The 26275-nt window shown below is 67.9% G+C and carries 25 protein-coding genes; 19 read left to right on the top strand and 6 right to left on the bottom strand.

What is annotated here, in order from left to right; all coding sequences use genetic code 11:
- Positions 1 to 116: 116 nt before the first annotated feature.
- Complete coding sequence (locus ACOQPH_RS09060; protein WP_420621090.1) at positions 117 to 323, bottom strand: hypothetical protein; 207 nt, start codon at positions 321 to 323, stop codon at positions 117 to 119.
- 64 nt (positions 324 to 387) lie between these two features.
- On the opposite strand from ACOQPH_RS09060, the gene ACOQPH_RS09055 reads away from it, so the two are divergent.
- From ACOQPH_RS09055 to ACOQPH_RS08970, 18 genes are all read left to right on the top strand, one after another.
- Positions 388 to 759, top strand: a complete 372-nt coding sequence (locus ACOQPH_RS09055) for a hypothetical protein (RefSeq protein WP_420621089.1) — start codon at positions 388 to 390, stop codon at positions 757 to 759.
- Positions 760 to 890: 131 nt separating this feature from the next.
- On the top strand, positions 891 to 1436 hold the full coding sequence (gene pyrR / locus ACOQPH_RS09050) for a bifunctional pyr operon transcriptional regulator/uracil phosphoribosyltransferase PyrR (protein WP_420624333.1): 546 nt from the start codon (positions 891 to 893) through the stop codon (positions 1434 to 1436).
- Positions 1433 to 2494: an aspartate carbamoyltransferase catalytic subunit gene (locus ACOQPH_RS09045; RefSeq protein WP_420621088.1), complete on the top strand. Its 1062-nt coding sequence runs from the start codon at positions 1433 to 1435 to the stop codon at positions 2492 to 2494. Before pyrR ends, ACOQPH_RS09045 begins: the two co-directional genes overlap by 4 nt.
- Positions 2487 to 3848: a dihydroorotase gene (locus tag ACOQPH_RS09040; RefSeq protein WP_420621087.1), complete on the top strand. Its 1362-nt coding sequence runs from the start codon at positions 2487 to 2489 to the stop codon at positions 3846 to 3848. The genes ACOQPH_RS09045 and ACOQPH_RS09040 overlap by 8 nt, the downstream gene beginning before the upstream one ends.
- Entirely contained in the window at positions 3845 to 4996 is a 1152-nt protein-coding gene (gene carA, locus ACOQPH_RS09035) for a glutamine-hydrolyzing carbamoyl-phosphate synthase small subunit (RefSeq protein ID WP_420621086.1), read from the top strand. Before ACOQPH_RS09040 ends, carA begins: the two co-directional genes overlap by 4 nt.
- Positions 4996 to 8364: a carbamoyl-phosphate synthase large subunit gene (gene carB, locus ACOQPH_RS09030; RefSeq protein ID WP_420624288.1), complete on the top strand. Its 3369-nt coding sequence runs from the start codon at positions 4996 to 4998 to the stop codon at positions 8362 to 8364. Before carA ends, carB begins: the two co-directional genes overlap by 1 nt.
- Positions 8357 to 9349, top strand: a complete 993-nt coding sequence (locus ACOQPH_RS09025) for a dihydroorotate dehydrogenase (protein ID WP_420624287.1) — start codon at positions 8357 to 8359, stop codon at positions 9347 to 9349. The genes carB and ACOQPH_RS09025 overlap by 8 nt, the downstream gene beginning before the upstream one ends.
- A 5-nt stretch (positions 9350 to 9354) precedes the next feature.
- Positions 9355 to 10101, top strand: coding sequence for an orotidine-5'-phosphate decarboxylase (gene pyrF, locus ACOQPH_RS09020; protein ID WP_420624286.1), 747 nt, complete (start codon positions 9355 to 9357; stop codon positions 10099 to 10101).
- Positions 10102 to 10165: 64 nt separating this feature from the next.
- Positions 10166 to 10501 (top strand): integration host factor, actinobacterial type, encoded by a 336-nt coding sequence (gene mihF, locus ACOQPH_RS09015; protein ID WP_420624285.1) that lies wholly within the window; start codon positions 10166 to 10168, stop codon positions 10499 to 10501.
- 10 nt (positions 10502 to 10511) lie between these two features.
- A complete protein-coding gene (locus ACOQPH_RS09010; RefSeq protein ID WP_420624284.1) occupies positions 10512 to 11123 on the top strand; it encodes a guanylate kinase in 612 nt (203 codons plus the stop codon).
- A gap of 96 nt (positions 11124 to 11219) precedes the next feature.
- Entirely contained in the window at positions 11220 to 11558 is a 339-nt protein-coding gene (gene rpoZ / locus ACOQPH_RS09005; RefSeq protein ID WP_419553752.1) for a DNA-directed RNA polymerase subunit omega, read from the top strand.
- 74 nt (positions 11559 to 11632) lie between these two features.
- Positions 11633 to 12922: a bifunctional phosphopantothenoylcysteine decarboxylase/phosphopantothenate--cysteine ligase CoaBC gene (gene coaBC / locus ACOQPH_RS09000; protein ID WP_420624283.1), complete on the top strand. Its 1290-nt coding sequence runs from the start codon at positions 11633 to 11635 to the stop codon at positions 12920 to 12922.
- Between the two features lie 123 nt (positions 12923 to 13045).
- Complete coding sequence (gene metK, locus ACOQPH_RS08995) at positions 13046 to 14236, top strand: methionine adenosyltransferase (RefSeq protein WP_420624282.1); 1191 nt, start codon at positions 13046 to 13048, stop codon at positions 14234 to 14236.
- Between the two features lie 108 nt (positions 14237 to 14344).
- On the top strand, positions 14345 to 16201 hold the full coding sequence (locus ACOQPH_RS08990) for a hypothetical protein (protein ID WP_420624281.1): 1857 nt from the start codon (positions 14345 to 14347) through the stop codon (positions 16199 to 16201).
- A gap of 60 nt (positions 16202 to 16261) precedes the next feature.
- Positions 16262 to 16831, top strand: coding sequence for a peptide deformylase (def, locus tag ACOQPH_RS08985; RefSeq protein ID WP_419553745.1), 570 nt, complete (start codon positions 16262 to 16264; stop codon positions 16829 to 16831).
- Between the two features lie 107 nt (positions 16832 to 16938).
- Positions 16939 to 17844, top strand: a complete 906-nt coding sequence (locus ACOQPH_RS08980; RefSeq protein ID WP_420624280.1) for a methionyl-tRNA formyltransferase — start codon at positions 16939 to 16941, stop codon at positions 17842 to 17844.
- A 21-nt stretch (positions 17845 to 17865) separates the two neighbouring features.
- On the top strand, positions 17866 to 18438 hold the full coding sequence (locus ACOQPH_RS08975; RefSeq protein ID WP_419553743.1) for a YfcE family phosphodiesterase: 573 nt from the start codon (positions 17866 to 17868) through the stop codon (positions 18436 to 18438).
- Between the two features lie 76 nt (positions 18439 to 18514).
- Entirely contained in the window at positions 18515 to 19540 is a 1026-nt protein-coding gene (locus ACOQPH_RS08970) for an amidohydrolase family protein (protein ID WP_420624279.1), read from the top strand.
- A gap of 22 nt (positions 19541 to 19562) precedes the next feature.
- Here ACOQPH_RS08970 and ACOQPH_RS08965 read toward each other — a convergent pair whose 3' ends face one another.
- Positions 19563 to 20333: an N-acyl homoserine lactonase family protein gene (locus tag ACOQPH_RS08965; RefSeq protein WP_420624278.1), complete on the bottom strand. Its 771-nt coding sequence runs from the start codon at positions 20331 to 20333 to the stop codon at positions 19563 to 19565.
- A 52-nt stretch (positions 20334 to 20385) separates the two neighbouring features.
- Entirely contained in the window at positions 20386 to 21246 is an 861-nt protein-coding gene (locus ACOQPH_RS08960; RefSeq protein ID WP_420624277.1) for a crotonase/enoyl-CoA hydratase family protein, read from the bottom strand.
- A gap of 173 nt (positions 21247 to 21419) precedes the next feature.
- Between ACOQPH_RS08960 and ACOQPH_RS08955 the strand changes: the two genes are divergently transcribed.
- Positions 21420 to 22625 carry a CaiB/BaiF CoA transferase family protein gene (locus ACOQPH_RS08955; protein ID WP_420624276.1) on the top strand — a complete coding sequence of 402 codons (1206 nt, stop codon included), beginning with the start codon at positions 21420 to 21422 and terminating at the stop codon, positions 22623 to 22625.
- A gap of 203 nt (positions 22626 to 22828) precedes the next feature.
- Here ACOQPH_RS08955 and ACOQPH_RS08950 read toward each other — a convergent pair whose 3' ends face one another.
- From ACOQPH_RS08950 to ACOQPH_RS08940, 3 genes are all read right to left on the bottom strand, one after another.
- Positions 22829 to 24091 carry an HNH endonuclease signature motif containing protein gene (locus ACOQPH_RS08950; RefSeq protein WP_420624275.1) on the bottom strand — a complete coding sequence of 421 codons (1263 nt, stop codon included), beginning with the start codon at positions 24089 to 24091 and terminating at the stop codon, positions 22829 to 22831.
- Positions 24092 to 24456: 365 nt separating this feature from the next.
- Positions 24457 to 24873: a hypothetical protein gene (locus tag ACOQPH_RS08945; protein WP_419553728.1), complete on the bottom strand. Its 417-nt coding sequence runs from the start codon at positions 24871 to 24873 to the stop codon at positions 24457 to 24459.
- A gap of 90 nt (positions 24874 to 24963) precedes the next feature.
- The gene (locus ACOQPH_RS08940) at positions 24964 to 26127 is read right to left on the bottom strand and encodes an amidohydrolase family protein (RefSeq protein WP_420624274.1); all 1164 of its coding nucleotides are present in this window, start codon (positions 26125 to 26127) and stop codon (positions 24964 to 24966) included.
- Positions 26128 to 26275: the final 148 nt, after the last annotated feature.

The raw sequence follows: 26275 nt of genomic DNA, 5'->3' as shown, positions 1-26275 counted from the left end.
GATCGCGACGACAGCTCCCGCCGACGTCGATGCCAAGCGCGGCTTGGTGCGCCTGCGCGACGCATAGGCGCGCATCAACCCGTTCGACGACTGGAGTTGGCAGAAGACTAAGGGCGTTAGCGGATAGGTGCTGTCTTGGGTTGCCGCCGGTTCCGGTAGCTCATGAGCTCGAGAGTGGTGATCAAGGCGACGGTGAGGGCGCGCTGGACGAGCCGGTGCTGGGGTCTTCGGTCGGTGTTGCGTCGGAGCTGGCCGTAGTTGGGCAGCCACGAGTTGGCGCGCTCGACTCGCCAGCGCAGCCAGGTGCGGGGTTGTGAGCGCACCGCTTGATCCCGAAGGGGATGCGTGCGACGAAACGGTTTTGGTTGAGCAGCTGAGCGCCCGGCCATGAGTACCCCTGAGATTGCGCTCGCGCTGGCCGCGATGTGCGCGCTGTTCAGCGCAGCCGCAGCGGACACCGCCCAGGCCATCGGGCTGCGCAATCACGCCGCGAACGAGGCCCGACGGGTTGCGACAGTCACGCTTGACTCGTGCGCGATCGGCGACAGCGCGCCCCAGAAGTGCACGCTGCCGCCGGGCTGTGCCGCCCCGGCCTGCGAGGTGTGTCGGCGCGGCGACGCTGTTCGAGCCGACGTGTCCCTGGACTGGTCCCCGGTAGTGCTGCGGGGCCTCGCCCCGGCACACGGCCGCCACGCGATGAGTCTTGAAGCGCTCGACGTTGCCGACCTCATCGGCGCAAGCTTGCCCGCCTGCACCTGAGGCCAGCGAGCCGGAAAATGCGCGCCGGTTTGGAACACGCCCGCGCTAGGGTGCGGATCTGACCGTGAAGCGGGTCCTGTGAGGCCCGTACGGACAGGAAGGACTTGCGCGTGGCAGACCGCGAGCGACGTATGACGCCCCCCTATGGGGGCGTTTTTGTTGCCCGGACGACCATTCTCGATTCCAGCGGGGTCCATCGGGCGCTCACCCGGGTCAGCCACGAGATCCTCGAGCGCAACCAGGGCCTCGACAACGTCGTGGTGGTGGGTTTGCAGACCGGCGGCGTGCAGATTGCGCTGCGGATCGTGCGCCTGCTGTTCGAGATCGACGGCACCGACGTGCCCTTCGGAACACTCGACGTCGTCTTGCATCGCGACGACATCGGCCTGCGTCCCGTCATGGCTGAAGCCGTCACCGACATCCCCTTCGACCTGGACGGCATGACTGTCGTGCTGGTCGACGACGTGCTGTTCACCGGCCGCACCATCCGGGCCGCGCTCGACGCCGTAAACGACTTCGGACGGCCGCGCGCCGTGCAATTGGCCGTGGTCATCGACCGCGGCCACCGCGAGCTGCCGATCCGCCCCGACTTTGTCGGCAAGAACCTGCCCACCAGCCGCGAGGAAATGGTGGACGTGTCGCTCGAGGGCGTCTTGTTGGGGGAGATGCGCAAGTGAGCGGGCACCTGCTGACGCTGGGCGAGCTCGGCACCGAAGGCATCTCCGAACTGCTGGCGCTCACCGACCGCTTCGTGGAGGTTGGCCGCCGGCCCATCCCCAGGGTGCCCGCCCTGCGCGGCCGCACCGTGGCCACGCTGTTCTTCGAGGAATCCACCCGCACCCGTCTCGCGTTCGAAACCGCTGCCAAGCGCCTGTCGGCGGACGTGATGACGTTCTCGGCGGCCTCGTCGTCGCTGTCCAAGGGCGAGTCGATTCGCGACACCTTCGAGACCATCCAGGCCATGGGCATCGACGCTGCCGTGGTGCGACATCGCAGCGCCGGAGTGCCCGCCCAGATCGCGCGCTGGGCTGACGAAGGCGTCTCCGTCCTCAACGGCGGCGACGGCTGGCATGCCCACCCCACCCAGGGTCTGCAGGACGCCTACACCCTGTGGCGGCACTTCAGCCCCGCCCCTGACAGCCCGCCAGGAACCGAGGCGGCTGAACAGCCCACGCTGGCAGGGCGACGTATCGGCATTGTCGGCGACATCGTCCACAGTCGAGTCGCCCGCAGCGACATCGAGGCCTATGCCGCGCTCGGCGCCAGCATCGTGCTGGTCGCACCGCCGACGCTGCTCCCAGCACAGCCCCGCGACTGGATCGACTGCTGGCTGCCGCCTGAAGCCGCACAGCGTGTCGAGATCACCCACAGCCTCGACGATGTGCTCGGCGGGCTCGACGTGGTGGGCCTGCTGCGCTGCCAGCGCGAGCGCATGGCCGAGGGACTGATCGGCTCGGTCACCGAGTACGTAGCTCACTACGGCCTCACCGCCGAACGAGCCCAGCGTCTGCGCCCCGATGCCGTCATCACCCACCCGGGTCCGATGAACCGTGGCATCGAGATAGCGGGCGCCGTGTTCGAAGACTTGGCTGCCAGCCGGGTGCTTGTCACCCAGCAGGTGTCCCACGGCGTGGCAGCCCGCATGGCAGTGCTGTTCCGCCTCATCGGGTCGGGCACTGCGCTGCCAGGAGCCGAATCGGCAGGGACCGACGCCTCGGGAGAGAGCGATGCCTGAGACCCAGACGCTCCCGATGCCGGCTGCCGAAGCGGCCCTGGTGATCACGGGCGGTGAGATCGTCGAGCGTGCCGGGCGGCGCCGTGCCGACATCACCGTGGTTGACGGCCAGATCGCGGCAGTGAATCCGCCGGGCGTGACCGTCGATGGCCCCGCACGCCTGATCGACGCCTCAGGCTGCGTGGTCGTCTCGGGTCTGGTGGACCTGTTCGCACGCTTGGGCGAGCCGGGCAACGAGGAAGCCGAGACCGTCGCCACAGCCAGCGCGGCGTCCGTGCGGGGCGGCTTCACCGCCGTGATGGCCCAGCCCGACACCGAACCCCCGCTCGACCGTCTGGGACAGCTAGCCGAGCTCCGCCGCAATGCGGCGCACGCCCGCGGCCACATCATTCCCGCCGCCACGATCACGGCCGAGCGGGCCGGGCGCCGCCTCTCGCCGATGGCCGAGCTGGCTGACGCCGGTGTTCGATGGTTCACCGACGTCGGGCCTCCCGATGACGTCGGCCTCCTGCGACGCGCCCTGCAGTACGCAGGACCCCTCGACGCTGTCGTGTCCGTGCGCCCTGCCACCGCTCACCTCGCCGGCGCTGCCGCCATGGCTGAAGGCGCAGTTTCGGCGCGGATGGGGCTGGCGGGCGAGCCCGCTGCCTCCGAGGAGTTGGCAGCCGCCGTCGCCATCGGCGTTGCACGGCTCACCGGCGGCCGCCTGCACCTCGACCGCATCAGCGCCGCCCGTACCGTCGAGCTGGTGCGCGCCGCCAAGGCCGAAGGGCTGGACGTCTCGGCCTCGGTCACTGCCGAGCACCTGCTGTTCATTGATGCCCACGCCGACGGCTACGACACGCTGATGCGCGCCGAGCCGCCGTACCGCACTGCGGCCGACCGGGACGCGCTGATCGCCGGCGTCAACGACCGCACCATCGACGCCATCGTCAGCGGCCATTCGCCAGTGCCGCCCCAAGCCAAGGATCTGCCCTTCGATGAAGCGCCGCCTGGCATTGCCTCGCTCGAAACCTGCGCTGCACTCACCCTCGGTCATCCCGAGATCGGTCTTGAAGCAGCGCTGGAGGCGCTGTCGTGGCGACCGGCTGAGCTGGCCGGCGCCGCACACCTCGGCGGTGGGCTCATCGAGCCGGGCCAACCGGCAAACCTCGTGGTGCTCGATCTCGACCGGACCTGGACGCTGGCCGAGCGAGGCTCAGTGTCGATGGCGCGAAATACCCCGCACCGAGACCGGTCGATGAGCGCCATGGTGACCGCGACAGTCGTCGCCGGGCATCTCGTCGTGGCCAATGGGCAGCCGTGCGAGCCCGCCGTGATGTTCGCGGCCCGAAGCGCGGGGGCAGGACGATGAACCAGTCAAGCGTTCCCGCACCAGGCGCCCTCGTGCTTACCGACGGCACCGTCTTCGAGGGCGAGATGATCGGCGCGCCCCCAACAGCACCTCATGGGGTGGCCTCCGGTGAGGTCGTATTCAACACGCTGATGACCGGCTACCAGGAGGTCATCACCGACCCTTCCTACGCGGGCCAGATCATCGCCTTCACCTACCCCCACATCGGCAACTACGGCATCACCGCCGCCGATGCCGAGTCGAGCCGGCCCTTCTGCCGTGGCGTCATCATCCGCGACCTAGCGAGGCGTCGATCGAATTGGCGCTCCGAGGGAGACCTCAACTCGTACCTCGTCCGCCACGGCATCGCCGGCATCGCCGGCGTGGACACGCGCCGGCTGACTCGCCACGTCCGCAACCACGGCGCCATGCCTGGCGCGTTCGGTCCTGCCCCCAACGACGACGCGCTGGAACGTCTCGCAGCCGCCGCCCGCGCCGAGCCCGGCACTGCAGGCGTCGACCTCGTCAGCGAGGTCACCACCGCCGAGACGTACACCGCGGGCGACGGGCCGTGGCGGGTCGTCGCGTACGACTTGGGCATCAAGCGCGCCATCGCCACGAATCTCGGGCGCATTGCCACCGTCGAAATCGTGCCGGCGTCAACCCCCGCGGCCGAGGTGCTGGCCCGAGAACCCGATGGGATCTTCCTCTCCAACGGTCCAGGCGACCCCCAGATGGCCGGCGGCGTCACCACGGCGCTGGGGGACCTGCTGGGCGTGGTTCCGATCTTCGGCATCTGCCTGGGCCAGCAGGTGCTCGGCCTTGCCCTCGGCGGCCGCTCCTACAAGCTTCCCTTCGGCCACCACGGCGGCAACGTGCCGGTGCGCGACGAGTCCACCGGCCGTATCGAGATCACCAGTCAGAACCACAACTTCGCCATCGAATCGGGCTCTGTGCCGGGAGTCGACGAGACGCATGTCTGCCTGAACGACGGGGCGCTCGAGGGCTTCGCCTGCCGCGACCTGCCCGCGTTCTGCGTGCAGTACCACCCCGAAGCCAGCCCCGGACCGCACGACTCGCGCTACCTCTTCGATCGCTTTGCGGACCTCATGTCGACGTTCTGGGGAGGCACCCGCAACGGTTCCGGCCGCCAGCGGGGGAGCAGCTGATGGGCCGCCGCGATGACATCTCCTCGATCCTGATCATCGGCTCGGGACCCATCGTCATCGGCCAAGCCTGCGAGTTCGACTACTCGGGCACCCAGGCCTGCCGTGTGCTGCGCGAAGAGGACTACCGGGTGATCCTGGCGAACTCGAATCCCGCCACGATCATGACCGACCCGGAATTCGCCGACGCCACCTACGTCGAACCGCTCGACGCCGCCGTGCTCGAAGCGATCATCGCCCGTGAACGTCCCGACGCGCTGCTGCCCACCCTCGGAGGCCAGACCGCGCTGAACCTGGCCACCGAGCTCAGCCACAGCGGCGTGCTGGATCGCTACGGCGTCGAGATGATCGGAGCGTCAGAACAGGCCATCGCCACTGCCGAGGACCGCGACCGTTTCCGCCAGGCCATGACCGAGATCGGTCTCAAATGCGCTCGCTCGGCCATCGCGCACTCCATGGACGATGCCCGCCAAGCGATCGACGAGATCGGCCTGCCGGTCATCATCCGACCTGCCTACATCCTGGGCGGCGAGGGGACCGGCTTCGCCACCACGCCCGACGAGTTCGAGGCTGCCGCAGCGACGGGCCTCGATGCCAGCCCGATCAGCGAGATCCTCATCGAGCAGTCCGTGCGGGGCTGGAAGGAATTCGAGCTTGAGGTGATGCGTGACCGCGCCGACAACTGCGTGGTGATCTGCTCCATCGAGAACTTCGACGCGATGGGCGTGCACACCGGCGACTCCATCACGGTCGCCCCCACACAGACCCTCTCCGACGTCGAATACCAGGAAATGCGCGACGCAGCGTTCGCCTGCATCCGCCGCATCGGCGTGGAGACCGGCGGCTCGAACGTGCAGTTCGCGGTGAATCCCGCCAACGGCGAGCGGATCATCATCGAGATGAATCCGCGGGTCAGCCGCAGCTCGGCGCTGGCTTCGAAGGCCACCGGCTTCCCGATCGCCAAGATCGCAGCCCGCCTCGCCATCGGCTACACGCTCGACGAGATCCGCAACGACATCACCGGCGAGACCCCCGCCAGCTTCGAGCCCACCATCGACTACGTGGTGACCAAGATCCCGCGCTGGGCGTTCGAGAAGCTGCCCGGCGCGGCACCCGTGCTCGGCCCGCAGATGCAGTCCGTGGGCGAGGTGATGGCCATCGGACGCACCTTCGGTGAAAGCCTGCAGAAAGCGCTGCGCAGCCTCGAGCAGGGCCGGTTCGGTCTGAACGCCGACGCGGGCGAGACGCAGTACGCCGAACGCTCCACCGCTGAGCTGCTCGAGGCCATCGAGACGCCCACGCCCGAACGCATCTTCGAGATGGGCGAGCTGCTGCGACGAGGCGCCGACCCCGATGCCATCAGCGCCAACACTGGCGTGGACCCCTGGTTCGTGGACCAGATGCTCGCCATCATCGACGAGCGCGAGGTACTGGAAGCCGTCGGGGGAGTGGCCTCGATGGACCGTCGCACTTGGCGGCGTGCCAAGCAGTTCGGCTTCGCCGATGCGCAACTGGCGTGGTTGTGGGACGTGAGCGAAGCCGAGGTTCGGGCCGCGCGTCTCGAAGCGGGCGTGCGCGCCACGTTCAAGACGGTGGATACCTGCGCGGCCGAGTTCGACGCCCGCACGCCGTACCACTACTCCACCTACGAAGACGAGGACGAGATCCGCCCTAGCACCCGCCCCCGGATGATCATTCTGGGCTCGGGACCAAACCGCATCGGCCAGGGCATCGAGTTCGACTACTGCTGCGTGCACGCCAGCTTCGCCTTGCGCGAGGCCGGCTACGAGACCGTGATGGTGAACTGCAACCCCGAGACGGTCTCCACCGACTACGACACCTCCGACCGGCTGTACTTCGAACCGCTGACCGTCGAGGACGTCTACAACATCATCGAAGCCGAGGAGCCGGTCGGCGTCATCGTGAGCCTGGGCGGGCAGACGCCGCTCAAGCTGGCCTCCGAGTTGCCGGCTGAGCTTGTGTGCGGCACTCCCGCGGACTCCATCGACCTCGCCGAGGACCGAGAGCGCTGGAACGTTCTGTGCACAGAGCTCGCCATCCCCCAGCCGCCCGGCGGCACTGCGTCGGGACCGGCCGAGGCAGCCGCGATCTGCGAGCAGATCGGCTTTCCCGCGTTGGTGCGCCCCAGCTACGTGCTGGGCGGCCGAGCCATGACGGTTGTCTATGACCACGCTGAGTTGGCTGCAACGATGGCCGAGCTCGCCCTGTTCTCCTCGTTGGGACGAGAAGGCGGGCTGTCGGCCGAGCGGCCCGTGCTCGTGGACCAGTTCCTCGAAGACGCCATCGAGGTCGACGTGGACTCGCTGCGCGACCGCACCGGGACGTGGATGCTCGGCGGGATCATGGAACACGTCGAGCAGGCCGGGGTGCACTCGGGCGACAGCGCTTGCGCCATCCCGCCGCCGAGCCTCAGCGGCGAAGTCCAGCAGGTCATCGTTTCGCACACGCAGCGGTTGGCCGAAGCGCTGGGTGTGGTCGGTCTGCTGAACGTGCAGTTCGCTGTGAAAGCCGGCGAGGTGTTCGTGATCGAGGCCAACCCACGGGCGTCTCGCACGGTTCCGTTCGTGGCCAAGGCCACGGGGGTATCGCTTGCGAAGGCGGCGGCACGGGTGATGGCGGGAGAAACGCTCGACGAACTCGTCGCTGCCGGGATGCTGCCTGAATGGGCTCGCAACGGGCAACTGCACAGCGGGTCGTCATTGGCCGGTGGGGCGGACCCTGACGCTGCGCCGCGCCACGTGGCCGTGAAGGAAGCAGTGCTGCCGTTCGGCAGGTTCCCCTCGGTGGACACCGTGCTGGGTCCCGAGATGCGCTCCACCGGTGAGGTCATGGGCATCGACGCCACCTTCGGGCTGGCGTTCGCGAAGAGCCAGATTGCCGCAGGCGACGTGCTGCCCTCCGAAGGCACAGTGCTGCTGACCTTGGCGGACCGAGACAAAACCGAGGCGTTGGAAGCGGCTCGGGTGCTCGCTGAGATCGGCTTCGACATAGCGGCCACCGCCGGCACGGCAAGCTTCTTGCGGAGCCACGGCGTGCCCGTCGATGTCGAGGTGGCGAAGCTGTCGGCCGACGGCGAGGAGACCTCGCCCGGCGAGGACGCTGTGCAGCTCATGGCAGCGGGCCGGGTGGACTTGGTCGTCAACACGCCGCGGGGGCGCGGCGCCCAACTCGACGGCCGCCACATTCGCGCGGCCGCCCGCTCCCATCACATTCCCTGCTTCACGACGGTCGCCGCCGCACGAGCAGTGGCGACGGGCATGCGGGAATGGCTCGCGAGCGACCTGCAAGTGCGACCGCTGCAGGACTTCCACGCGAGCCTCGATGCGTCGATGCGGCGTGAACATGCCTGAGGCCCCAATGAGTATGTCGGGCGACCTGTCAATCGATATGGCAGTACGGATCGGCAGCGTCGAGCTGCCCAATCCCGTGATGACCGCATCGGGAACCGCTGGCTACGGCACCGAACTCCGCGCGTACCTCGACCTTGGCGAACTGGGTGCGGTGGTGACCAAGTCGCTGTCGCCGTTCGCCTGGGCCGGGAATCCAGCACCTCGTGTTGTGGGCACGCCTGCCGGGATGCTCAACGCGGTGGGTCTGCAGAACCCCGGCGCCGAGGCCTGGCTCGAGACCGAACTGCCGCGCTTGCGTCGAACCGGGGCGCGGGTGGTGGCCAGCATCTGGGGCCGCACGGTGGCTGACTATGAGGCAGCGGCTCGGACCCTGGCCGATGCTGGCCTGACGGCCCTGGAGGTGAACGTCAGCTGCCCGAACCTCGAGGGCCGGGGCCAGATGTTTGCATGCGATCCGGCGGCTACTGCCGATGCCATAAGCGCCGCGACCGCTGCAGGTGTGCCGCTGTGGGCAAAGCTCACCCCCAACGTGACCGATCTGGTCGAGATCGCCGCCGCCGCGCTGACCGCAGGAGCCGAAGCCCTCACGCTCATCAACACCGTCTTCGGAATGTCCATCGATCCCGTCACTGCGGTGCCCACGCTCGGCAATGTCGGCGGCGGGCTGTCGGGTCCGGCGATCCGGCCCGTGGCCGTCCGGGCCATCTTCGACGTGCGGGCGGCGTTAGGCGAGGTGCCGATCGTGGGTGTCGGCGGTGTGGCGGCAGCCGAGCACGCAGTGGAGCTCATGGCGGCCGGAGCCTGTGCGATACAGGTCGGCACGGCATCGTTCTGGGATCCGCGAGCTCCGCGCAAGGTGGTGTCTGAGTTGCGCCGCTGGTGCAAGAAGCATGGAGTCTTCGCGGCCGCCGAATTGACTGGCCGGGCCCATCACCGCCGAACCGGGCCGCGCTCAGCTGGCGCAGGCAGACCCGAGAGCAGTTGAACACGATGACCACTTCCGGATCGGCCGCAACGCTCCGCAGCGGTGCAGCCCGAGACCGGCTGGCACTGGCACTGGACGTGCAGGATCGGGCAGCGGCGCTGGCGCTGGTGGAACGCTTCGGAGCCGACTTCGGCGTCATGAAGGTCGGCCTCGAGCTGTTCGTCGCAGAGGGTCCCTCGCTCGTGAGAGACATCGTGGCGACAGGCTGCCGGGTGTTCTTGGACCTCAAGCTGCACGACATCCCGAACACGGTGGAGCGGGCTGCACGGCGTGCCGGTGCGCTGGGTATCTGGCTGCTCACCGTGCACACCCAGGGCGGGCCGGACGTGCTGGCTGCAGGAGCACGCGGACTGGCTGAAGGCGCTGAGATGTCGAGCAGCTCATCGATGCCGAGGGTCGCACCCGTTGCTCTCGGCGTCACTGTCCTTACTTCGGACGCCGAAGCCACGCCAGAGGTGCTGGCGCAACGTGCTGTGCTGGCCCGCGATTCCGGCTGTGGCGGACTTGTCTGCGCCGCGTCAGATCTCCCAACGGTGTCGGCGGCGGCGCCGGACCTGCTACGCGTCGTGCCCGGAATACGACCCAGCGGCGTGTCGGCAGCAGATCAGCGCCGGGTTGCCACCCCGGCAGCGGCACTGGCTGCCGGTGCCGATCTGCTCGTCATCGGACGTGCGGTAACCGCGGCACCCGATCCGCAGGCTGCGGCTGCAGCAATCGTTGCCGAGGTAGCCGCGGAGGTTGCCCGCGCTTGATCGGCAACGCCCGCCAACCCAGTGTCCCTAAGCCCTATGGGCGGCGTAGCTACACTGCACGACAATGAGTCCGCTGCCTGAACTCAGTGACGAGCAGCGTGCCGAGGCGCTGGCCAAGGCCAAGGAGGCCCGCGAGGTCCGCGCAAACGTCAAGCACCGGTTGAAGATGGGCTTGCTCACCTTCGACGAGTTGCTGGCCGAAGCCGACACTGTCGAGAACGTCGGCAAGCTCAAGGCACTTGCTGCCTTGGAGTCGATGCCGGGTCTCGGCAAGGTCAAGGCCCGTCGCCTGATGGCCGAGATAGGCATCGCCGACAATCGGCGACTGCGAGGTCTCGGCGGTACGCAGCGGCGCCGTTTGAGCGAGCACTTCGCACAGGATTCCGCCCCAGGCGCGTGAATACAGTCGCATGACCAACCCGGCGCCCAGTGGCGCTGCGAGCCCGGCCGCGCCTTGGGGCGTGACGCTCTACGTGGTGTGCGGGCCGGGCGGGGCCGGCAAAGGCACGATCGTGGCTGAGCTGGTGGCGCGGGATCCGACCCTCCTGCTGAGCCGATCCTGGACGACCCGTCCTCGCCGCGTCGGGGAGCCAGCCGAGGCGTACACCTTCGTGACGGCAACCGAATTCGAGGCCCGGATCGCTTCGGGAGGATTCCTGGAATGGGCCGACTTCTTCGAGTATCGCTACGGCACCCCGATGCCGCCGCCCGGCCTCGAAAGGGATCTGGTGCTGGAGATCGACGTGCAGGGCGCTGTCTCGGTGCGCAATCGCGATCCGTCTGCGCTGGTGATCATGGTGCTTCCGCCCAGCCGAGCCGAGCAGGAACGGCGCATGCGCCGGCGAGGGGACCCGGACGCCGAGGTAGCACGCCGGCTCGCCAAGGCCGACGAGGAGCTGCCCGTGGGCTACCGGATGGCCGACCTCATCGTGGTGAACCGGGACATCTCCAGCACCGTGGGCGAGATCGCCGCGTTCGTGGACCGCACACGCTCCCGCCGCCCGCCAAGTGCTCGAGCTTGAGCCGGCTCGTGCGAGGGCTCCGATGCCTTGAACCACCACACGGCGCCTGCAGGCACCATGGCGCTGGGCTGGGTCCTCGGTAGCCTGCATTCTGCGATGACTGAGTCAACCGACACCATGATCACCCCGGGACTCGAGGACCTGCTCTCCAAGGTCGACTCGAAGTTCACCCTCGTGAGCCTTGCGGCCATGCGGTCTCGGCAGATCAACTCGTACTACAACCAGCTCGACGGCGGCATCGGCTCGGTCGTGCCGCCGCAGGTGGCTTCGGTCGCTCGCAAGCCGCTGTCGATCGCGTTCGAGGAGATCGAGGCCGACAAGATCACCTTCGAGCGCTTCGATCCCGAAGAGCGGGCACGGCTGGAAGCCGAAGCGCTCGCTGCAGCCGAGGCTGATGCTGCCATGCTCGAGGTGGTTCCCGACCTCGAGGCCTAGCGCCACGGACCACAACCCAGCCCTGTCGGGGTTTGCTGTCGAGAATTGACAGCGGGGCGTACCCTTGCGCGGCAGTGACGGACTCTGCCGATCGCCTCAATCCCGACTCTGCTCGGGCACAGTCGCCGTTCGCCGGGCGCCGCGTGGTGCTCGGAGTCAGCGGCGGCATCGCCGCGTACAAGGCCGTGATCCTCTGCAGGCTGATGATGGACGCCGGCGCTCACGTCATACCGGTGATGACGGCCGCAGCGCAGCGATTCGTGGGCCGGGCCACGTTCGATGCGCTCGCCAGCGAGCGTGCTCGCACGTCGATCTTCGGTGAAGACGATCCGATCCCGCATACGACGCTGGGCCAGACAGCGGACGTCATCGTCGTGGCGCCCGCCACGGCACGGGTCATCGGCAGCTACGCAGCCGGTATCTCCGACGGCTTGCTCACCGCAACGCTGCTCGCGACGCGTGCCCCCGTGGTCGTTTGCCCCGCCATGCACACCGAGATGTGGGAACACGACGCCGTGCAGCACAACCTCGCTGTGCTCACCGGCCGGGGCGTGCACATTGTGGTGCCTGAAGCGGGCCGGCTCGCCGGCGGCGATGTCGGCACAGGCCGCCTCGCCGAGCCGGCCACGATCTTCGACGCCGTCGGCGCAGTGCTTGGGGCACAACCGGACTCAGCCGAGGTGCGCCAGCCATTGGTGGCGCGCCGGGACTTCGCAGGCGTCAACGTGACGGTGACGGCGGGAGGCACCCGCGAACCCATCGATCCGGTTCGCTTCATCGGCAACCGTTCGTCAGGCAAGCAGGGCTACGCCATCGCCACCGCGGCGAGGGACCGAGGAGCCGACGTCACCTTGGTAACCAGTGCCGCGCTGCCCTCTCCTGAAGGCATCCGGGAGGTACGGGTCGAATCAGCAGCCGAGATGGAAGCTGCTGTGCGTGCACACGCTGACGCCGAGGTCATCCTCATGGCGGCTGCAGTGGCCGACTTCCGGCCCGCAGAAGTCGCCCCTCAGAAGATCAAGAAGGGCGACGCACGCGACAGCGGTGCGCCGCCGGTGATCGCACTCGAGCACACAGCGGACATCCTCGCCGGGCTCGGGGCCAGCAAGCCCCCGGGCCAGGTACTCGTCGGTTTCGCCGCCGAGACGGCGGATGTGCTCGACAACGCAGCACAGAAGCTGGCGCGCAAGAACCTCGACGTGATGGTCGCGAACGACGTCTCGGCCGCGGGCGCGGGCTTCGCACACGACACCAACATCGTGACCATCCTGCTGGCCGACGGCACCGTGCGACCGCTGCCTCTGTGCTCGAAGCGCGAGGTGGCCGACGCCGTGCTCGACGCTGTCGCCGAGCTTCGCCGCTGACCGTCTGCTGGGTTTCGGCTCAGGCCGTCTAGCCTTGCCGCGCTGCTGCAATCAGCAGCTCCGACGGGCCTACACGGCTGGCCAATCACGATCTGGCCAATCACGATCGAATCTGGAGCCACGGTGAGCCAGTGGACATTCACCTCAGAATCGGTGACCGAGGGCCATCCCGACAAGATGGCCGATCAGATCTCGGACGCCATCCTGGACTCACTGATTGCCGAGGACCGGCACGCTCGGGTGGCCGTCGAGACACTGGTCACGACCGGTCTGGTTGTGGTGGCAGGAGAAGTGTCCACCAAGGCGTACATCGACATCCCGCGGGTGGTGCGAGACACCATCATCGGTATCGGCTACGACCACGGTGAGCTTGGTTTCGACGGCAACACCTGCGGCGTCATGATCGCCCTTGACGAGCAGTCGAGCGAGATCACCGAGGGCGTCTTCGGAAGTACTGAAGCTGCCGCGACGTTGGACGTCATTCCTGAACAGGGGGCCGGTGACCAGGGGATGATGTTCGGCTACGCCTGCCGGGAAACCGAGGCGTTCATGCCGCTGCCGATCTATGTCGCTCACCGAATGGCCGAGCAGCTCACCGAAGCTCGCAGGTCGGGCCGCATCCCCTACCTGCGCCCTGACGGCAAGACGCAGGTGAGCTTCGAGTACCGCGATGGTGAGCCGATCGCGCTCCGCACTGTCGTCGTCTCCGCCCAGCACCGGGACGGGATCGAGATCGACGGGATGATGCGCCCGGACGTGCTCGAGCACGTCATCGGCCCCACGCTGCCGGCAGCGTTCGCCGACGACGATTTTGAGCTGCTGGTGAACCCTTCGGGCAGCTTCGTCAGCGGCGGACCGGTCGCCGATGCGGGCCTCACGGGACGCAAGATCATCGTCGACACTTATGGCGGATACGCCCGTCACGGCGGGGGTGCATTCAGCGGCAAGGACCCCTCCAAGGTGGACCGTTCAGCGGCGTACGGCGCTCGCTGGGTTGCAAAGAACGTGGTCGCCGCCGACGCTGCCGACCGGTGCGAGATCCAGGTGGCGTACGCCATCGGCCGGGCCGAGCCGGTGTCGTTGCTGGTGGAGACCTTCGGGACATCCCACGTCGACCCAGACGCCATCGCGTCGGCGGTGGCCGAAGTGTTCGACCTGCGTCCCGCTGCCCTGCTGACCGACCTCAATCTGCGCCAACCGATCTACAAGGCCACAGCCGCATACGGCCATTTCGGCCGGGAATCCGACGGCGTGTCGTTCCCCTGGGAGCGTCTCGACCGGGTCGACGACCTCGCCTCAGCGCTGGGCCTCTAGGAGATCGGGCGCGACGGCGCCTTCGAGCAGGACAGGCAGATCCAGCCGGGTCTGCGGCATCGCGCAATCGGCGCTCGCTGTGCGGGCGGCGCGGGGCAGACTGCGACGATGCGCCACGCGGTCCAAGTGCTGGTCGACGAGCCGGCCATCGACCGCGAGTTCACCTACCTGCTGCCGCCGGAGCTCGCCTCGGGTCGGGTGCCCGTCACCGTGGGCACCGTTGTAAGGGTGGTGCTCAACCGTCGCCGCCTGCGGGGCTGGGTGACCGGGCTCGAAGCACCGGTGCCCAGCGGCCGGGAATTGGTGCCGATCAGCGGTGTCGTTGGAGTGGGGCCGCCGCCGCACATCGTCGATCTGGCGAGTTGGGCCGCATGGCGCTGGGCGGGCACTCGGGCTCATTTCCTGCGCATCGCCAGTGCCGATCGGGTCGTAGCGGGCCTGCCGTCAGACGTCTCGAGGGGTCGCGAGGGCGCCCAGACCTCTGTTTCGGCTGATGCCCCGGACTGGGTCGCAGCCGCACTCGCGTCCGACCGGAAAGCGCCGGCAGTCGTGCGTCTGGGACCGTGCGCCGACGAATGGCCGCTCGTCGCGGCGGCAGTGCGGCGCGGTCCGTCGCTGGTGTTGGTGCCCACCGTGGCATGGGCGGCGCGATTGGCAGGGCGGCTGCGACAAGCCGGCGTCTCAACTGCGCTGGCTCCTCGTGACTGGGCAGGCGCGACCGTGGCGCAGGCGGTGGTGGGAACCCGGACTGCGGCTTGGGCACCGTGCGGCCCCCTGGAGACTGTGATCGTGCTCGACGAGCACGACGAGGCCTACCAGTCCGAAGCCGCTCCCACTTGGAACGCCCGTGACATCGCCGTCGAGCGTGCCCGCCGCGACGGTGCCCGGTGCCTGCTCGTCGGACCGATGCCGTCACCAGATGCACTGGTGGGGGCCCGCCGGCCCGGTACCACGGACGCCCCGGTGCTCATCACCGCACCACGACCGACCGAGCGCGGAGCCTGGCCCCGGGTGCAGATTGCCGACCGGCGACAGGACGACCCGACTGCAGGGGAGTGGTGCGGGGAGGCCCTGGCCGCGTTGCTGCGAACCGATAGCACCGTGGTCTGCGTGCTGAACCGCACGGGGCGGACTCGCCTCGCATACTGCGCATCGTGCGGCGACCTGGCGTGTTCGGAGCACACCGGCCGGCCTCTGCGCCTGGAGAAGCAGCAGTTTGTCGATCCCGGCAGCGGCGAGGTGCGCCCGGCGGTCTGCGAATCCTGCGGAGCCATCAGGTTCCGGCGTGCTCGTGTCGGCGTGAAGGGCGTTGCGGAGGAGATGGAGCGTCTGGCCCGACGCCCCGTGATCCAAGTCGTCGGCGAGAGCGCAGCAGCTGCTGACGCAGCTCTCGGCTCGACGGCCGACTCAACCCACAGGCACCGGCGGGCGCCCTCGCCGCAGCTAGCCGATGGGCCAGCGCTCTACATCGGCACCGAAGCAGTTCTGCACCGGGTTCCATCAGCAGATGCAGTGGCCTTCCTGGACTTCGATCAGGAGCTGACAGCGCCTCGTTACCGGGCCGCCGAGGAGGCCTTCGCGCTGCTTGTACGCGCAGCGCGGCTGGTGGGACCGCGCACTGGTGGAGGCCGCATTGTGGTGCAGACCCGCCTGCCCGCCCATCCCGCCCTGTTGGCGGCTGTCGAGGCCGATCCGGGCGACTGGATCCGTGCCGAAGTCGAGCGTCGATCCCAAATGCGCCAGCCGCCGGCTGCCGCCTGGGCGCTGGTGTCGGGCGCAGCAGCCAGCACCTACATCGACCTCCTGTCAGCCGACGATCGCGCCAGCGCACTCGACATCGCCGGGCCGGCCGAGGGCACCTGGAGGATTCGCAGCGACGACCGCGACGCATTGCTGCACGCGCTGGCAGCCGCCGAACGGCCTTCGGGACGGCTGCGGGTCGCCGTCGACCCGCTGCGTGCCTGATTCAGCTCGCCGAACGCTCCGCCGGTCGGCGCGCGGGCGCGCCGGTAGCCTCCGAAAGCCATGGGAGGCACCTTCGAGATCCGGCTGATGGGCGATCCGGTGCTGCGTCAGCGGGCTGCCGAGATCACTGAGATCAACGGCCGCGTCGCGCGCATGGTCGACGACTTGCTGCCTGTCATGTACGAGGCCGAGGGGATCGGTCTCGCCGCTCCCCAAGTGGGCATCCAACGCCGTCTGTTCGTGTTCGACCTCTACGAGGGCGACGGCCCCCAGACCCTCATCAACCCCGAGATTGTCGAGAGCGACGGCGAGTGGACCTATACCGAAGGATGCCTGTCCGTGCCGGGCCTGACCTACGACATCGTCCGCCCCAAAGAGGTGCATCTCGTGGGTTTGGATCTCGACGGCAACGAGGTCAGCATCGAGGCCGACGACCTGCCGGCACGCCTGTTCCAGCACGAGCTCGACCACCTCGACGGCGTGCTGCTCATCGACCACCTCAACAAGGCCGAGCGCAAGGACGCCCTGCGAGAGTGGCGCTCCAAGCTGGCACAGCTGCAGTCGGGCGCCCCGGGCCCCGCTGCGAGCGGCCCAGTCCCTCTCGTCGGCCGCAACAGCGCGGCGGGCTGAGCATTCGGGGGCTGCGTCGCGCCTTCTTTGTGCAGATTTGCCGTCTGTGGCGGCATTTTTGCGCAAAGTCGGGATGTGCCGGTGGGGATGAGGTGCCCGAAGGACTCATGACACATCCATTGCCGACTCTGCCACTGCCCCCGAACCGGCCCCGCCGCGTCGCGTTCGCCGGCACCCCGAATGACGCCGTGCCCGCATTGGGGGCGCTTGCTGAGGCCGGCTTCGACATTCCCCTCGTTGTGACGGGCGCGCTACGCCGGCGCAGCCGACGCGGGCATGACACTCCGAGCCCCGTTGCCGCTGCAGCGGAAGAGCGAGGCCTCTCGATCAGCTACGACCCAGCTGATCTTGCAGCCTGTGATGCCGACTGCGCGGTGGTCGTCGCCTATGGCCGGCTAATCGGCGCTGACGTGCTGTCTCAGGTCCCGATGCTCAACCTGCACTTCTCGCTGTTGCCGCGCTGGCGTGGCGCAGCGCCGGTGGAGCGTGCACTCCTCGCCGGCGACGAAGTCACCGGCATCTGTTTGATGGCGTTGGAAGAAACGCTGGATACCGGTCCCGTCTACTGGCGCCATGAAGTTTCGATCAGCTCAACCGACACCGCCGCCAGCCTTCGCAGCCGCCTCGCCCACGAGGGTGCCGAGCGTCTCGTGACCTCCCTCAACGACGGTCTCGGCGCACCCGAGACGCAGCAAGGCGAGCCCACGTACGCCCGAATGCTCAGCCCTGCCGACCGAGAGATCGATTGGTCTCAGCCCGCAACCCACATTGATCGCCAGATCCGGGTGGGTGGCGCATGGACCACCCTCGAAGGCCAGCGCTTCATCATCCGCGCCGGCACCTCGGTGCCGGGCAAGCATGATGCGCCACCTGGCGCGCTGGCCGGTGACGCCGTCGTCGCTGGTCACGGGCTCGTGCGCTTGAGCATCGTCCAGCCCGCTGGCCGCGCAGCGACCGAGGCCCAGGCATGGCTGAACGGCGCCCGCCTGCCACCTGGCACCCGCTTCGGCTGACCTCGCGCCTAGCGTGACCAGATGCGGATCGGGCTGATCTCGGACACTCACATCCCCGAGGCTGCGCCAGAGCTCTGGCCCGAGGCCTATGCAGCCATGGAGGGGTGCGACGCCATCCTGCACGCCGGCGACATCTACGACATCTCGGTCGTCGACCGGCTCAACGAGATCGCACCGACCTGGGCCGCTCGGGGCAACGGCGACGACGGCTCGTCGGGCCGCGACATCCAGCCTGACCATCGGTTGCTGGCAAACGCGTGGGCGCACACCTTCGGCGGCGTGCGGGTCGGCCTCACCCACCACCTGCCCGTGCCGGAGCTGTCCTTCTACACCGTGGCCGATGCCATCGAGCGGCACTTCGGCGGCGAGCAACTCGACGTGTGCGTGTACGGCGACACGCACGTTCACCGCATCGACACGCTGTCTGGCGTGCTGTGCGTGAATCCCGGATCACCGACGTTCCCTCGCAACCTCAGCGCCCAACTCGGCACCGTCGGATATCTCGACATTGCTGACGGCGTGGCCACGCCGTCGCTGTGGCAGCTCACACCCGACGGGCTCGAACCCACCGAGTCCTGGGATCGTGAGATCTGAGGCCGGCTGCCCGGCGGGCCGTCGCCGCCTACAGTGCCGCGCGCAGCCCGTTCGCTACGACACAGGGGAAACAGCAGTGGCCGACGACCCAGCAATCGACAAGGACGCATGGCTGGCAGCCACCGTCGAGCAGCCCATCGATCCCGACACCGAGATCGTTGACCCGCACCATCACCTCTGGGACTTCGCGGCGGGCACGTACCTCGTGCCTGAACTGCACGCCGACACCGGCGCGGGCCACAACGTCACCCAGACGGTCTTCGTGGAATGCACTGCCGGTTACTACACCAGCGGTCCCTCCCACATGCGACCGGTGGGCGAGACCGAGTTTGTGCGTGAGCAGGCCGCAATATCTGCCGAGGCCGAAGGTGCGACGATCTCGGCGATCGTCAGCTTCGCCGACCTGACGCTCGGCAACGCCGTCGAGGAAGTGCTGGCGGCGCACGACGAGGCCGGCGAGGGCCTGTTTCGGGGCATCCGTCACGCCAGCGGCTGGGACGCAAGCGACCAGATTCGCGAAGAACACACCAAGGCCCCGCCCGGCCTGCTCGGAGCTCCGGATTTCCGGGCCGGATTCGCCACGCTGGGCCGGATGGGATTCAGCTTCGATGGCTGGATGTACCATCCGCAAGTGACCGAACTCGTCGACCTCGCTCATGCTGTGCCCGATACACCCGTCGTGCTCGACCACCTCGGCGGCCCGCTGGGCATCGGCCCCTACACCGACCGCCGTGATGAGGTGCGCGCCGTCGTGCGGCCAGCGCTCGAAGCGCTTGCCAGGCACCCTCAGGTCACCGTCAAGGTGGGTGGCATTGGCATGAGCATCTATGGCGTGGGCTTCAAGCGACTCCCTCAGGCACCTTCCTCGGAGCACGTCGCAGCAACCTGGAGCGACGACATCCGACACGCAATCGAGACCTTCGGCCCCGACCGCTGCATGTTCGAGAGCAACTTCCCAGTAGACAAGCAGGGCTGCTCGTACACGGTGCTGTTCAACGCCTTCCAGCGCATCTGCGATCAGGCCGGCTACACGCCCTCAGAACGCGCCGACCTCTTCGCCGGTACCGCTCGCCGCTTCTACCGCGTCGAACCGCTGAGCTAAGTCAGCGAGCTACGTCAGCGAGCTAGGTCAGCCCGAGCCCCTCGTGGGGCAGCGTCGCCCACTGGGTGTCGTCGTGCCCGTAGAGCAGCCGGCACCCCTCGTCGTCGCGCATCGACTTCAGCCGCCGCATTGATTCCAGCTGCATGTCGTGGTTGAAGCCGAACGGCGGGAGCAGCATCCGGTCGAGCACGTCTTCCCAGTAGACGCAGTCGCCGGTCAGCACCACCGGACCGCTGTCCAGCTCCACCCGCAGTGACTGGTGACCCGCCGTGTGTCCCGGTGTCGGGATGCACGTCACCGAGCCGTCGCCGAACACATCGTGCTGGCCGTCGATGAGCAGCACGTCGTGGCCCAGGTCGAAGTCGGAGGGCTTGTACACCTCGTGCTCGATGAGCTTGGGGTGATGTCCGGCCTCCCACTCGGCCCGCTGGCAGATCAGCCGTGCATTCGGCAGCAGTTCCGTGCCGCCGCAATGGTCGAAATGCAGGTGACTGAAGATCACGAACGTCAACCCGGCCGGATCGACTTCGACCCCCTCCAGCCGGGACGAGACCTCCTCGCCCGCCGAGTAGTCGGCCGTGAAGGCCTTTGCCATCAATGGGTAGCGGGTACCTACGCCGTCCTGCACCTGTGGGTGCATGCCGGTGTCGAACACCAGCGTCTGACCGCTGGAATGGCGCACCAGCCAGCTCGGGATGGGCAGCCGCACCTCGCCGGGCGCATCCGCGATCACCGAGGCGGTCGCGGTGGACAGCCAGCCGCATTCGAGGGGGACGAGTGAGAGCTTGCTCATGCGATGTATCTCCTGTGCACCGTGTCAGGTGCTGTATCTCCGACGCGCCTTGTCAGGCGCCGAAACCTTTGCCCAGGGGACGGTGATCGGGGAAGTCAGGTTCACGGCGATCCATCTGGGCCCGGAAGGCTTCGCCCATGTCGTCGGTGTCGAACATCGCGGCGTTCCACGTGGCGATGTACTCCAGGCCGTCGGCGACCGAGTGATCGCGGCTGTAGTTCATCGACTGCTTCGTGCCCCAGATTGCCATCGGGCTCTTCGCGGCAATCTGGGCAGCAATGTCGTCGACCGCTTCCATCATCGAAGCGTGGTCGTCGTACACAGCGTTCACAAAGCCGCGGTCGAGTGCTTCTTGCGCGCCCATACGGCGGCCGGTATAGGCCAGCTCGCGCACAACGCCCTCGGGTACCAGCTTGGGCATGCGCTGAAGCGTTCCCACATCCGCGGTCATGCCGATGTTGATCTCCTGGATCGAGAAGAACGCGTCCTGTGTGGCGTAGCGAAGATCGCAGGCCGAGACCATGTCGACTCCGCCGCCGACGCACGCACCTTGGACGGCGGCGATAACCGGCAGCCGGCTCTGCTCAAAGGCGTTGAAGGTTTGCTGTGCGCGCAGTGCGGTGTTACGAAACTGCGCACGTGCCCGGCTGCTGTGTCCGCCGCCGACGCCGCTGGCCGGCTCTTCGAAGCCGCCGAACACAGCGAGGTCCATGCCCGAGCAGAAGTGCCTGCCGATCGCTGACAGCACGACGACTCGGGCGTCGGTACCAGACGAGATCTCGTCGGTGATCTGGGGCAGCTCCCTCCAGAACTCCAAGATCATCGAGTTGGCCTTCTCGGGGCGCTTCATGACCAGGCTGGCGATGTGGTCGCGCACTTCCACGTCGAAGCAGGTGTAGTCGGATCCGGTCATCGGCTCGCCCCTTCGGTTTCGCAAGTCCGCACAAGTCAAGCGCGTGAACGACGAGTGCGCTTCGATGGCGCCCGTCGGCACGATCCCCGGCGCCCTGCGACCCCACTGCGCGTCGGGATCGAGCCGCCAGCCCAGCGCTAGGGTCCGCGGCGGCGACGGAGGCTGGAGGATCGATGCACGACGAGACTGCCGCCGAGGCACCGCTCGCCGGCCTCCGCGTTGTCGAGATGACCATGTACGTGCAGGGACCAGACGGGGGCCTCACGCTGGCTTCGCTGGGCGCGGATGTCGTCAAGATCGAGCAAGTCGGCCAGGCCGACTACATGCGCAGCTTCGCGAGCGTGTTCGGGGTGACGTTCGACGACCGGGGCCGGGAATGGCTCTACAGTTCGCTCAACCGCAACAAGCGATCGCTGGCGCTCGACATCTCGTCGGTGGCGGGACGCCCGATCTTCGAGCGTCTGATCCGTGAGGCCGATGTGTTCATCACGAATCTGCGGACCGCCGGCCTCGCCCGCTACGGCGCCGACCCTGACACGCTGGCAGAGCTCAACCCGCAGCTGGTGTATTGCCGGGGCGGCGGGTTCGGGCTACGAGGTGAGCTGGCCGAGGACCTGTGCCAGGACACGGTCGGCATGGCGCACGCCGGTTTCATGGACGCAATCTCGCCGACCGAAGTGCCGACGTATCCGCCGGGCTCGCTGAGCGACATCCTGACCGGCACCAACATGGCCTCGGCGGTGATGGCCGGGCTGCTCAAACGTGCGCGCACCGGGCGGGGCTGCGTGGTGGGGACATCGCAGACGCAGGCACTGCTGTGGTTGACCAGCCAGGCCGTGGGCGTTGCCGCGAACGTAGGACAGCGCATGGAACGCTTCGATCCGGCAAAGGTTTGGAACCCGCTCTTCACCGTTTTCGAGACGGCCGACGGCTGGATTGCGATCGCTGCGCTGCAAGGACCGCATTGGGAGGGGCTTGCGAGAGCTGTCGGCATCGAGTCGTGGCTGGAAGACCCGCGTTTCGCGACCTTCGAGGACGTGGTAACCAACCGTGCCGAATTCACCCCGCTGTTCGCCGCCCACATGAGGACTGATACCACCGAGGCCTGGTGGCGAGCGATCCGGGGCTGCGGGGCATGGGTGTCTCCGGTGAATCGCGTTGAGGACCTTGCGGGCAACCCCGACATCCTGGCCAACGAGTACCTGGTGAGCTTTGACGACGGATTCATCGGGCCGCCGGCGGTATTCGACGTCGATGAGTTCCGCGGCGCGCGAGGTTCCACCGCTGACTACGGCGAGCACACCGACGAGATCCTCGCGGAACTCGGTTACGACGACGAGCAGGTCCTCGAGCTCAAGGCTGCCAACGCCGTCTGGTAACGCCCGCCGGTCCAGTCCCGCAAGCCGGAGATGAGCTGCTCGTGTGCTGGATTGGGGCGGCTCGCCCCTCCCAACTACCACTTCGGGACCTCGATGCCGTCGGACCGGAGACGCCCCCCGCTGATCACATGGGCGGCGCTCTAGGGGAGTCCCGATGTTCGTTGGGGCCCCGATGCGGTCGGACCGGAGACGCCCCCCGCTGATCACATGGGCGGCGCTCTAGGGGAGTCCCGATGTTCGTTGGGGTCCCGGTTCTCGTTGGGGTGCCGGTTCTCGTCGGGGTCCCGGTTCTCGTCGGGGTCCCGGTGCTCGCTGGGGGACTGGTCCGGCGGTTGGAGCCGGAATCGGCCGGGGCGTGTGTGGTGGGGTTCGACGGTGAAGCCTTGTTGGTGGATTTTGTCGTTGTGGCAGTCGTGGCAGACCGGCACGAGGTTGTCGTAGTCGGTGGGGCCGCCGTGTTGCCATTCGTCGATGTGGTGTGAGCGGCAGTGGTCGGGGTGTGTGCCACAGCCGATGCAGCCTTGGTCGCGCAGTGCGAGTGCGCAGCGTTGGAGTTCGGTGGCGGTGCGGCGGCGGCGTCCCATGCGCAGGTCGCCGGTGGCGTCGTTGAAGATTGCGGGCAGCACGCCGGCGTCGACGGCGATGTTGGCGATCTCGCCGATGGGGATCGGGGTGCCGTCGGCGAAACGTGTGTTGGCGAGCTGGTGGTTGACCGTGTCGTAGTCGGCCACCACGATCAGCGACGTGCCTGCGGGCCGTGCGGTGTCGGGCTCGCAGATGAGCTTGGCTATCGCGTCGGCGGTGCGCTGGGCCGCGGTGGGCCGGTTGTTGGGGTCTTCGTGGTGGTAGAGGCGTCGTTCTGTGGCGGCGATCACTGACGCCAGCCGGGCGCCGGAGACCGGGTCGAACTGGCCGTTGATGACCACCATGCCGTTGTCGCGGCTGGTGAACACACGCGCCGAGCGCTGCTGTCGCTGCTGTTCGAGCAGCGAGGCGCCATCGTCGCGGGTCTGGTCGGCGACGTGGCGTGCGACTGTGCGACGGAATTCGTCATAGCCCTCGCGGTGGGCGCGTTCGGCCAGGAACGCCTCGTCGATCGGAGCGTCGCCAGCGGCTCGCGCGATCAGCCGTGCGTGGCTCACAGGAAGCGACCCCGATGCGAGGCCCTCGCGTGTCTTCTCCAGGTCGCCCAGCGCTACCGCGGCCTTCACGTCGCCGCGGGCGGCGCGCCCCGACACCGACAGGGCTTCCTTGGCGGTGTGCTCGGCGTCTGCGTTGCCGCCGCGGCGGGCGAGCTCGCCCAGCACATCGGCCTTCATCGCCGCCAACCGGGACTCTGCCCCGCCCAACTCGCGCAGCCGTGCCCGCAGACCCGCATCGCACAGCCCCGATACGTCCACCGCGTCCACGCGCACAGCAGCGCTTGTTGCCGTGCCCCGCGAACCCGATCCGCCGCCGTCCCTCATGAAAACGACTGTATGTAGGGGGTGTGACGGTCATGCTGTTCGGGTCAGTGGTTCGGGCCTGGGTCTGACTCGGGGTGTGACGGGCTTGGTGCCTTGTTGCTGATCTGTCGGCTTGGTGCCCGGGCTGCTGGCGCGCACCGACCGGTCGGGCGGACGCGACCTCATAGGAGCCTTGGAGAGACCACCTTGACCGTCCTGTCCGCCGTCCCGGCCGGAGGTGCCTAGCTCACTCTTGGCGAGAAAGGCAGGTGTTCATCATGGCTGAGGGACCAGGCGGCGCGTTCGGCGGTGTCGACACTCACAAAGATGTCCATGTCGCTGCGGCGGTGGACCAGGTGGGATGGGTGCTGGGGGTGGCGTCGGCGCTAGAGCATCACGCCGAACAGCAGCGCTGTCAGACCGAACAACAGCGACACACCGGCGCTGATGCCTCGCTTCGCAACGTTGTCGCCCGCGTTCTGATGCACCAGCGCGCCGACACCGGAGATGAGCACCAGCAGCATCTTGATGCCGAGCAGCATCGCCCAACCCGAGCTCGTTTCTTCGCTCGGAATACTGAGCATCGACCACAGCCCGGTTGCGACCGCGATGCCGAACGCCGGCCACGCCACCCGCGAGAAGGCTTTCGCAGCGACCTTGCCGGAGCCCGGGTAGGCACGGCTGACGACGGGCACCACCGCGCCGACCACGATCTGACCGCCGATCCACACCGTCACGGCCAGCACGTGCAGCACGATGCGGACAGTGTCGAGATCAAAGGCGACTTCACGGACTTCGTTCATTTGCGGTCTCGATTCTGGGTCAGGTCGGGGGCAGGTCTCATCGCGGGGTTACCACGAATGGACCCATCAGTGGTGTCAGGGCTGAATTCGCTAGGACTGGGCTTCGAGCAAATCCGCCATGTTGTTGGCGAAGAAGCGGTCGAGCACTCGGTCGTCGAATCCTTCCAACGACGAATTGAACCGCCCGAGGGGATTGCGGCCGCCCTCGATGTGCGGGTAGTCGCTGGAGAACAGGTAGAGGTTCTCGTTCGAGTCGCGGATCATGGCGCCGACATCCTCGAACGGGTATGGCGTGAACGCCATCTGCCGGGTGATCTGTGCCGAAGGTGCCGCACCCAGCGCCGCAAGATCCGGCTCGGATCGCTTCCAGATCTCGACGATCTGATCCAGCCGGCGCAGCATCTGGGGCACCCAGGCGGCACCCAGCTCGATGACGCCGCCACGCAGGCTCGGGTGCCGGGCCAGCACGCCGTCAAGCACCATCACGCCGACGAAGGTCTCCGCAGCGTGATGGAGGGCAACCATGTCCTTGCCGCGAACGTTCTCGCCGCCGCCGAGCCAATCTGTCGGCACTGGGCGGCCGGTGTCCATCCACTCAGGGCGGATCTGCAGCGGATCGCCGCCGACATGCAAGACGAATGGCACGCCCGCCTCGGCCATCTGCGCCCAGACCGGATCGAGATCTGAGTGCCCGGGCGACGCGCCGCCTGCGGGCCGGTGAGGGATCCACATCGCGCCCAATCCCAGATCGAGCGCGTGTTCCATTTCAGCTGCCGCCATCTGCGGATCGTCCAGCGGCAGCAGTGCCACGCCGATCAGCCGGTCGTCGCCGGCACAGAACTCGGCCATGCCCCGGTTGTGCGCCCGGGCTGCCCCGTAGCGCACGTCGAGATCGGTCCGGGGATCGAACGCCACGCCGACGCTGAAGGTGGCGAAGACGAACTGCCGGGCAAACCCGAGCAGGTCCAAGGCTGTGGAGCGTTCTGCGGGGTTAAAGGCACCCAGTGCCTGGTAGCCCTTGGGTCCCGCGATCAGGTCGTCTCCCAGAGCCGTCAGCTCCGCGACGGTCTCGGGCGAGTGGGCGCGGGTTCGCGCTGCGAGTTCCATGTCGTCGGTGAGACGCCCGCCATTGGCGAAGTCAATGTCGGGGATGCGATCCCGGATGCCTGGGTCCGCATGTGCCCGCAGAAAGTCCGGTAGCTCCATGAGGTGGCTGTCGGCATCGAGGTAAGTCCGATTGCGCGCATAGGCCATGCCCGCAGGTTAGTGACGGGCTGCGCACAGTGACCGTTTCAGGTGGTCGGAAATTCCTAACTGGCTGATTGGGCTGCCGAGTTAGGTTGCGTCCATGGTGGCTTTCGGGGACGCTGACGGATACAAGCTCGCCTACGAAGCGGGTCTT

The organism is Candidatus Poriferisodalis sp., from assembly GCF_965221945.1.
Taxonomy (GTDB): domain Bacteria; phylum Actinomycetota; class Acidimicrobiia; order Acidimicrobiales; family Poriferisodalaceae; genus Poriferisodalis.
The sequence above is the reverse complement of the archived record's forward strand: the minus strand, read 5'-3'. Positions and strand labels throughout refer to the sequence as shown.

Bases quoted from the DNA above. Each gene is read 5' to 3' on its own strand.
- ACOQPH_RS09055 (WP_420621089.1), top strand. From the start codon at position 388: ATGAGTACCCCTGAGATTGCGCTCGCGCTGGCCGCGATGTGCGCGCTG.
- pyrR (WP_420624333.1), top strand. From the start codon at position 891: ATGACGCCCCCCTATGGGGGCGTTTTTGTTGCCCGGACGACCATTCTC.
- ACOQPH_RS09040 (WP_420621087.1), top strand. From the start codon at position 2,487: ATGCCTGAGACCCAGACGCTCCCGATGCCGGCTGCCGAAGCGGCCCTG.
- carA (WP_420621086.1), top strand. From the start codon at position 3,845: ATGAACCAGTCAAGCGTTCCCGCACCAGGCGCCCTCGTGCTTACCGAC.
- carB (WP_420624288.1), top strand. From the start codon at position 4,996: ATGGGCCGCCGCGATGACATCTCCTCGATCCTGATCATCGGCTCGGGA.
- ACOQPH_RS09025 (WP_420624287.1), top strand. From the start codon at position 8,357: ATGCCTGAGGCCCCAATGAGTATGTCGGGCGACCTGTCAATCGATATG.
- pyrF (WP_420624286.1), top strand. From the start codon at position 9,355: ATGACCACTTCCGGATCGGCCGCAACGCTCCGCAGCGGTGCAGCCCGA.
- mihF (WP_420624285.1), top strand. From the start codon at position 10,166: ATGAGTCCGCTGCCTGAACTCAGTGACGAGCAGCGTGCCGAGGCGCTG.
- ACOQPH_RS09010 (WP_420624284.1), top strand. From the start codon at position 10,512: ATGACCAACCCGGCGCCCAGTGGCGCTGCGAGCCCGGCCGCGCCTTGG.
- rpoZ (WP_419553752.1), top strand. From the start codon at position 11,220: ATGACTGAGTCAACCGACACCATGATCACCCCGGGACTCGAGGACCTG.
- ACOQPH_RS08990 (WP_420624281.1), top strand. From the start codon at position 14,345: ATGCGCCACGCGGTCCAAGTGCTGGTCGACGAGCCGGCCATCGACCGC.
- def (WP_419553745.1), top strand. From the start codon at position 16,262: ATGGGAGGCACCTTCGAGATCCGGCTGATGGGCGATCCGGTGCTGCGT.
- ACOQPH_RS08980 (WP_420624280.1), top strand. From the start codon at position 16,939: ATGACACATCCATTGCCGACTCTGCCACTGCCCCCGAACCGGCCCCGC.
- ACOQPH_RS08975 (WP_419553743.1), top strand. From the start codon at position 17,866: ATGCGGATCGGGCTGATCTCGGACACTCACATCCCCGAGGCTGCGCCA.
- ACOQPH_RS08965 (WP_420624278.1), bottom strand. From the start codon at position 20,333: ATGAGCAAGCTCTCACTCGTCCCCCTCGAATGCGGCTGGCTGTCCACC.
- ACOQPH_RS08960 (WP_420624277.1), bottom strand. From the start codon at position 21,246: ATGACCGGATCCGACTACACCTGCTTCGACGTGGAAGTGCGCGACCAC.
- ACOQPH_RS08955 (WP_420624276.1), top strand. From the start codon at position 21,420: ATGCACGACGAGACTGCCGCCGAGGCACCGCTCGCCGGCCTCCGCGTT.
- ACOQPH_RS08950 (WP_420624275.1), bottom strand. From the start codon at position 24,091: ATGAGGGACGGCGGCGGATCGGGTTCGCGGGGCACGGCAACAAGCGCT.
- ACOQPH_RS08945 (WP_419553728.1), bottom strand. From the start codon at position 24,873: ATGAACGAAGTCCGTGAAGTCGCCTTTGATCTCGACACTGTCCGCATC.
- ACOQPH_RS08940 (WP_420624274.1), bottom strand. From the start codon at position 26,127: ATGGCCTATGCGCGCAATCGGACTTACCTCGATGCCGACAGCCACCTC.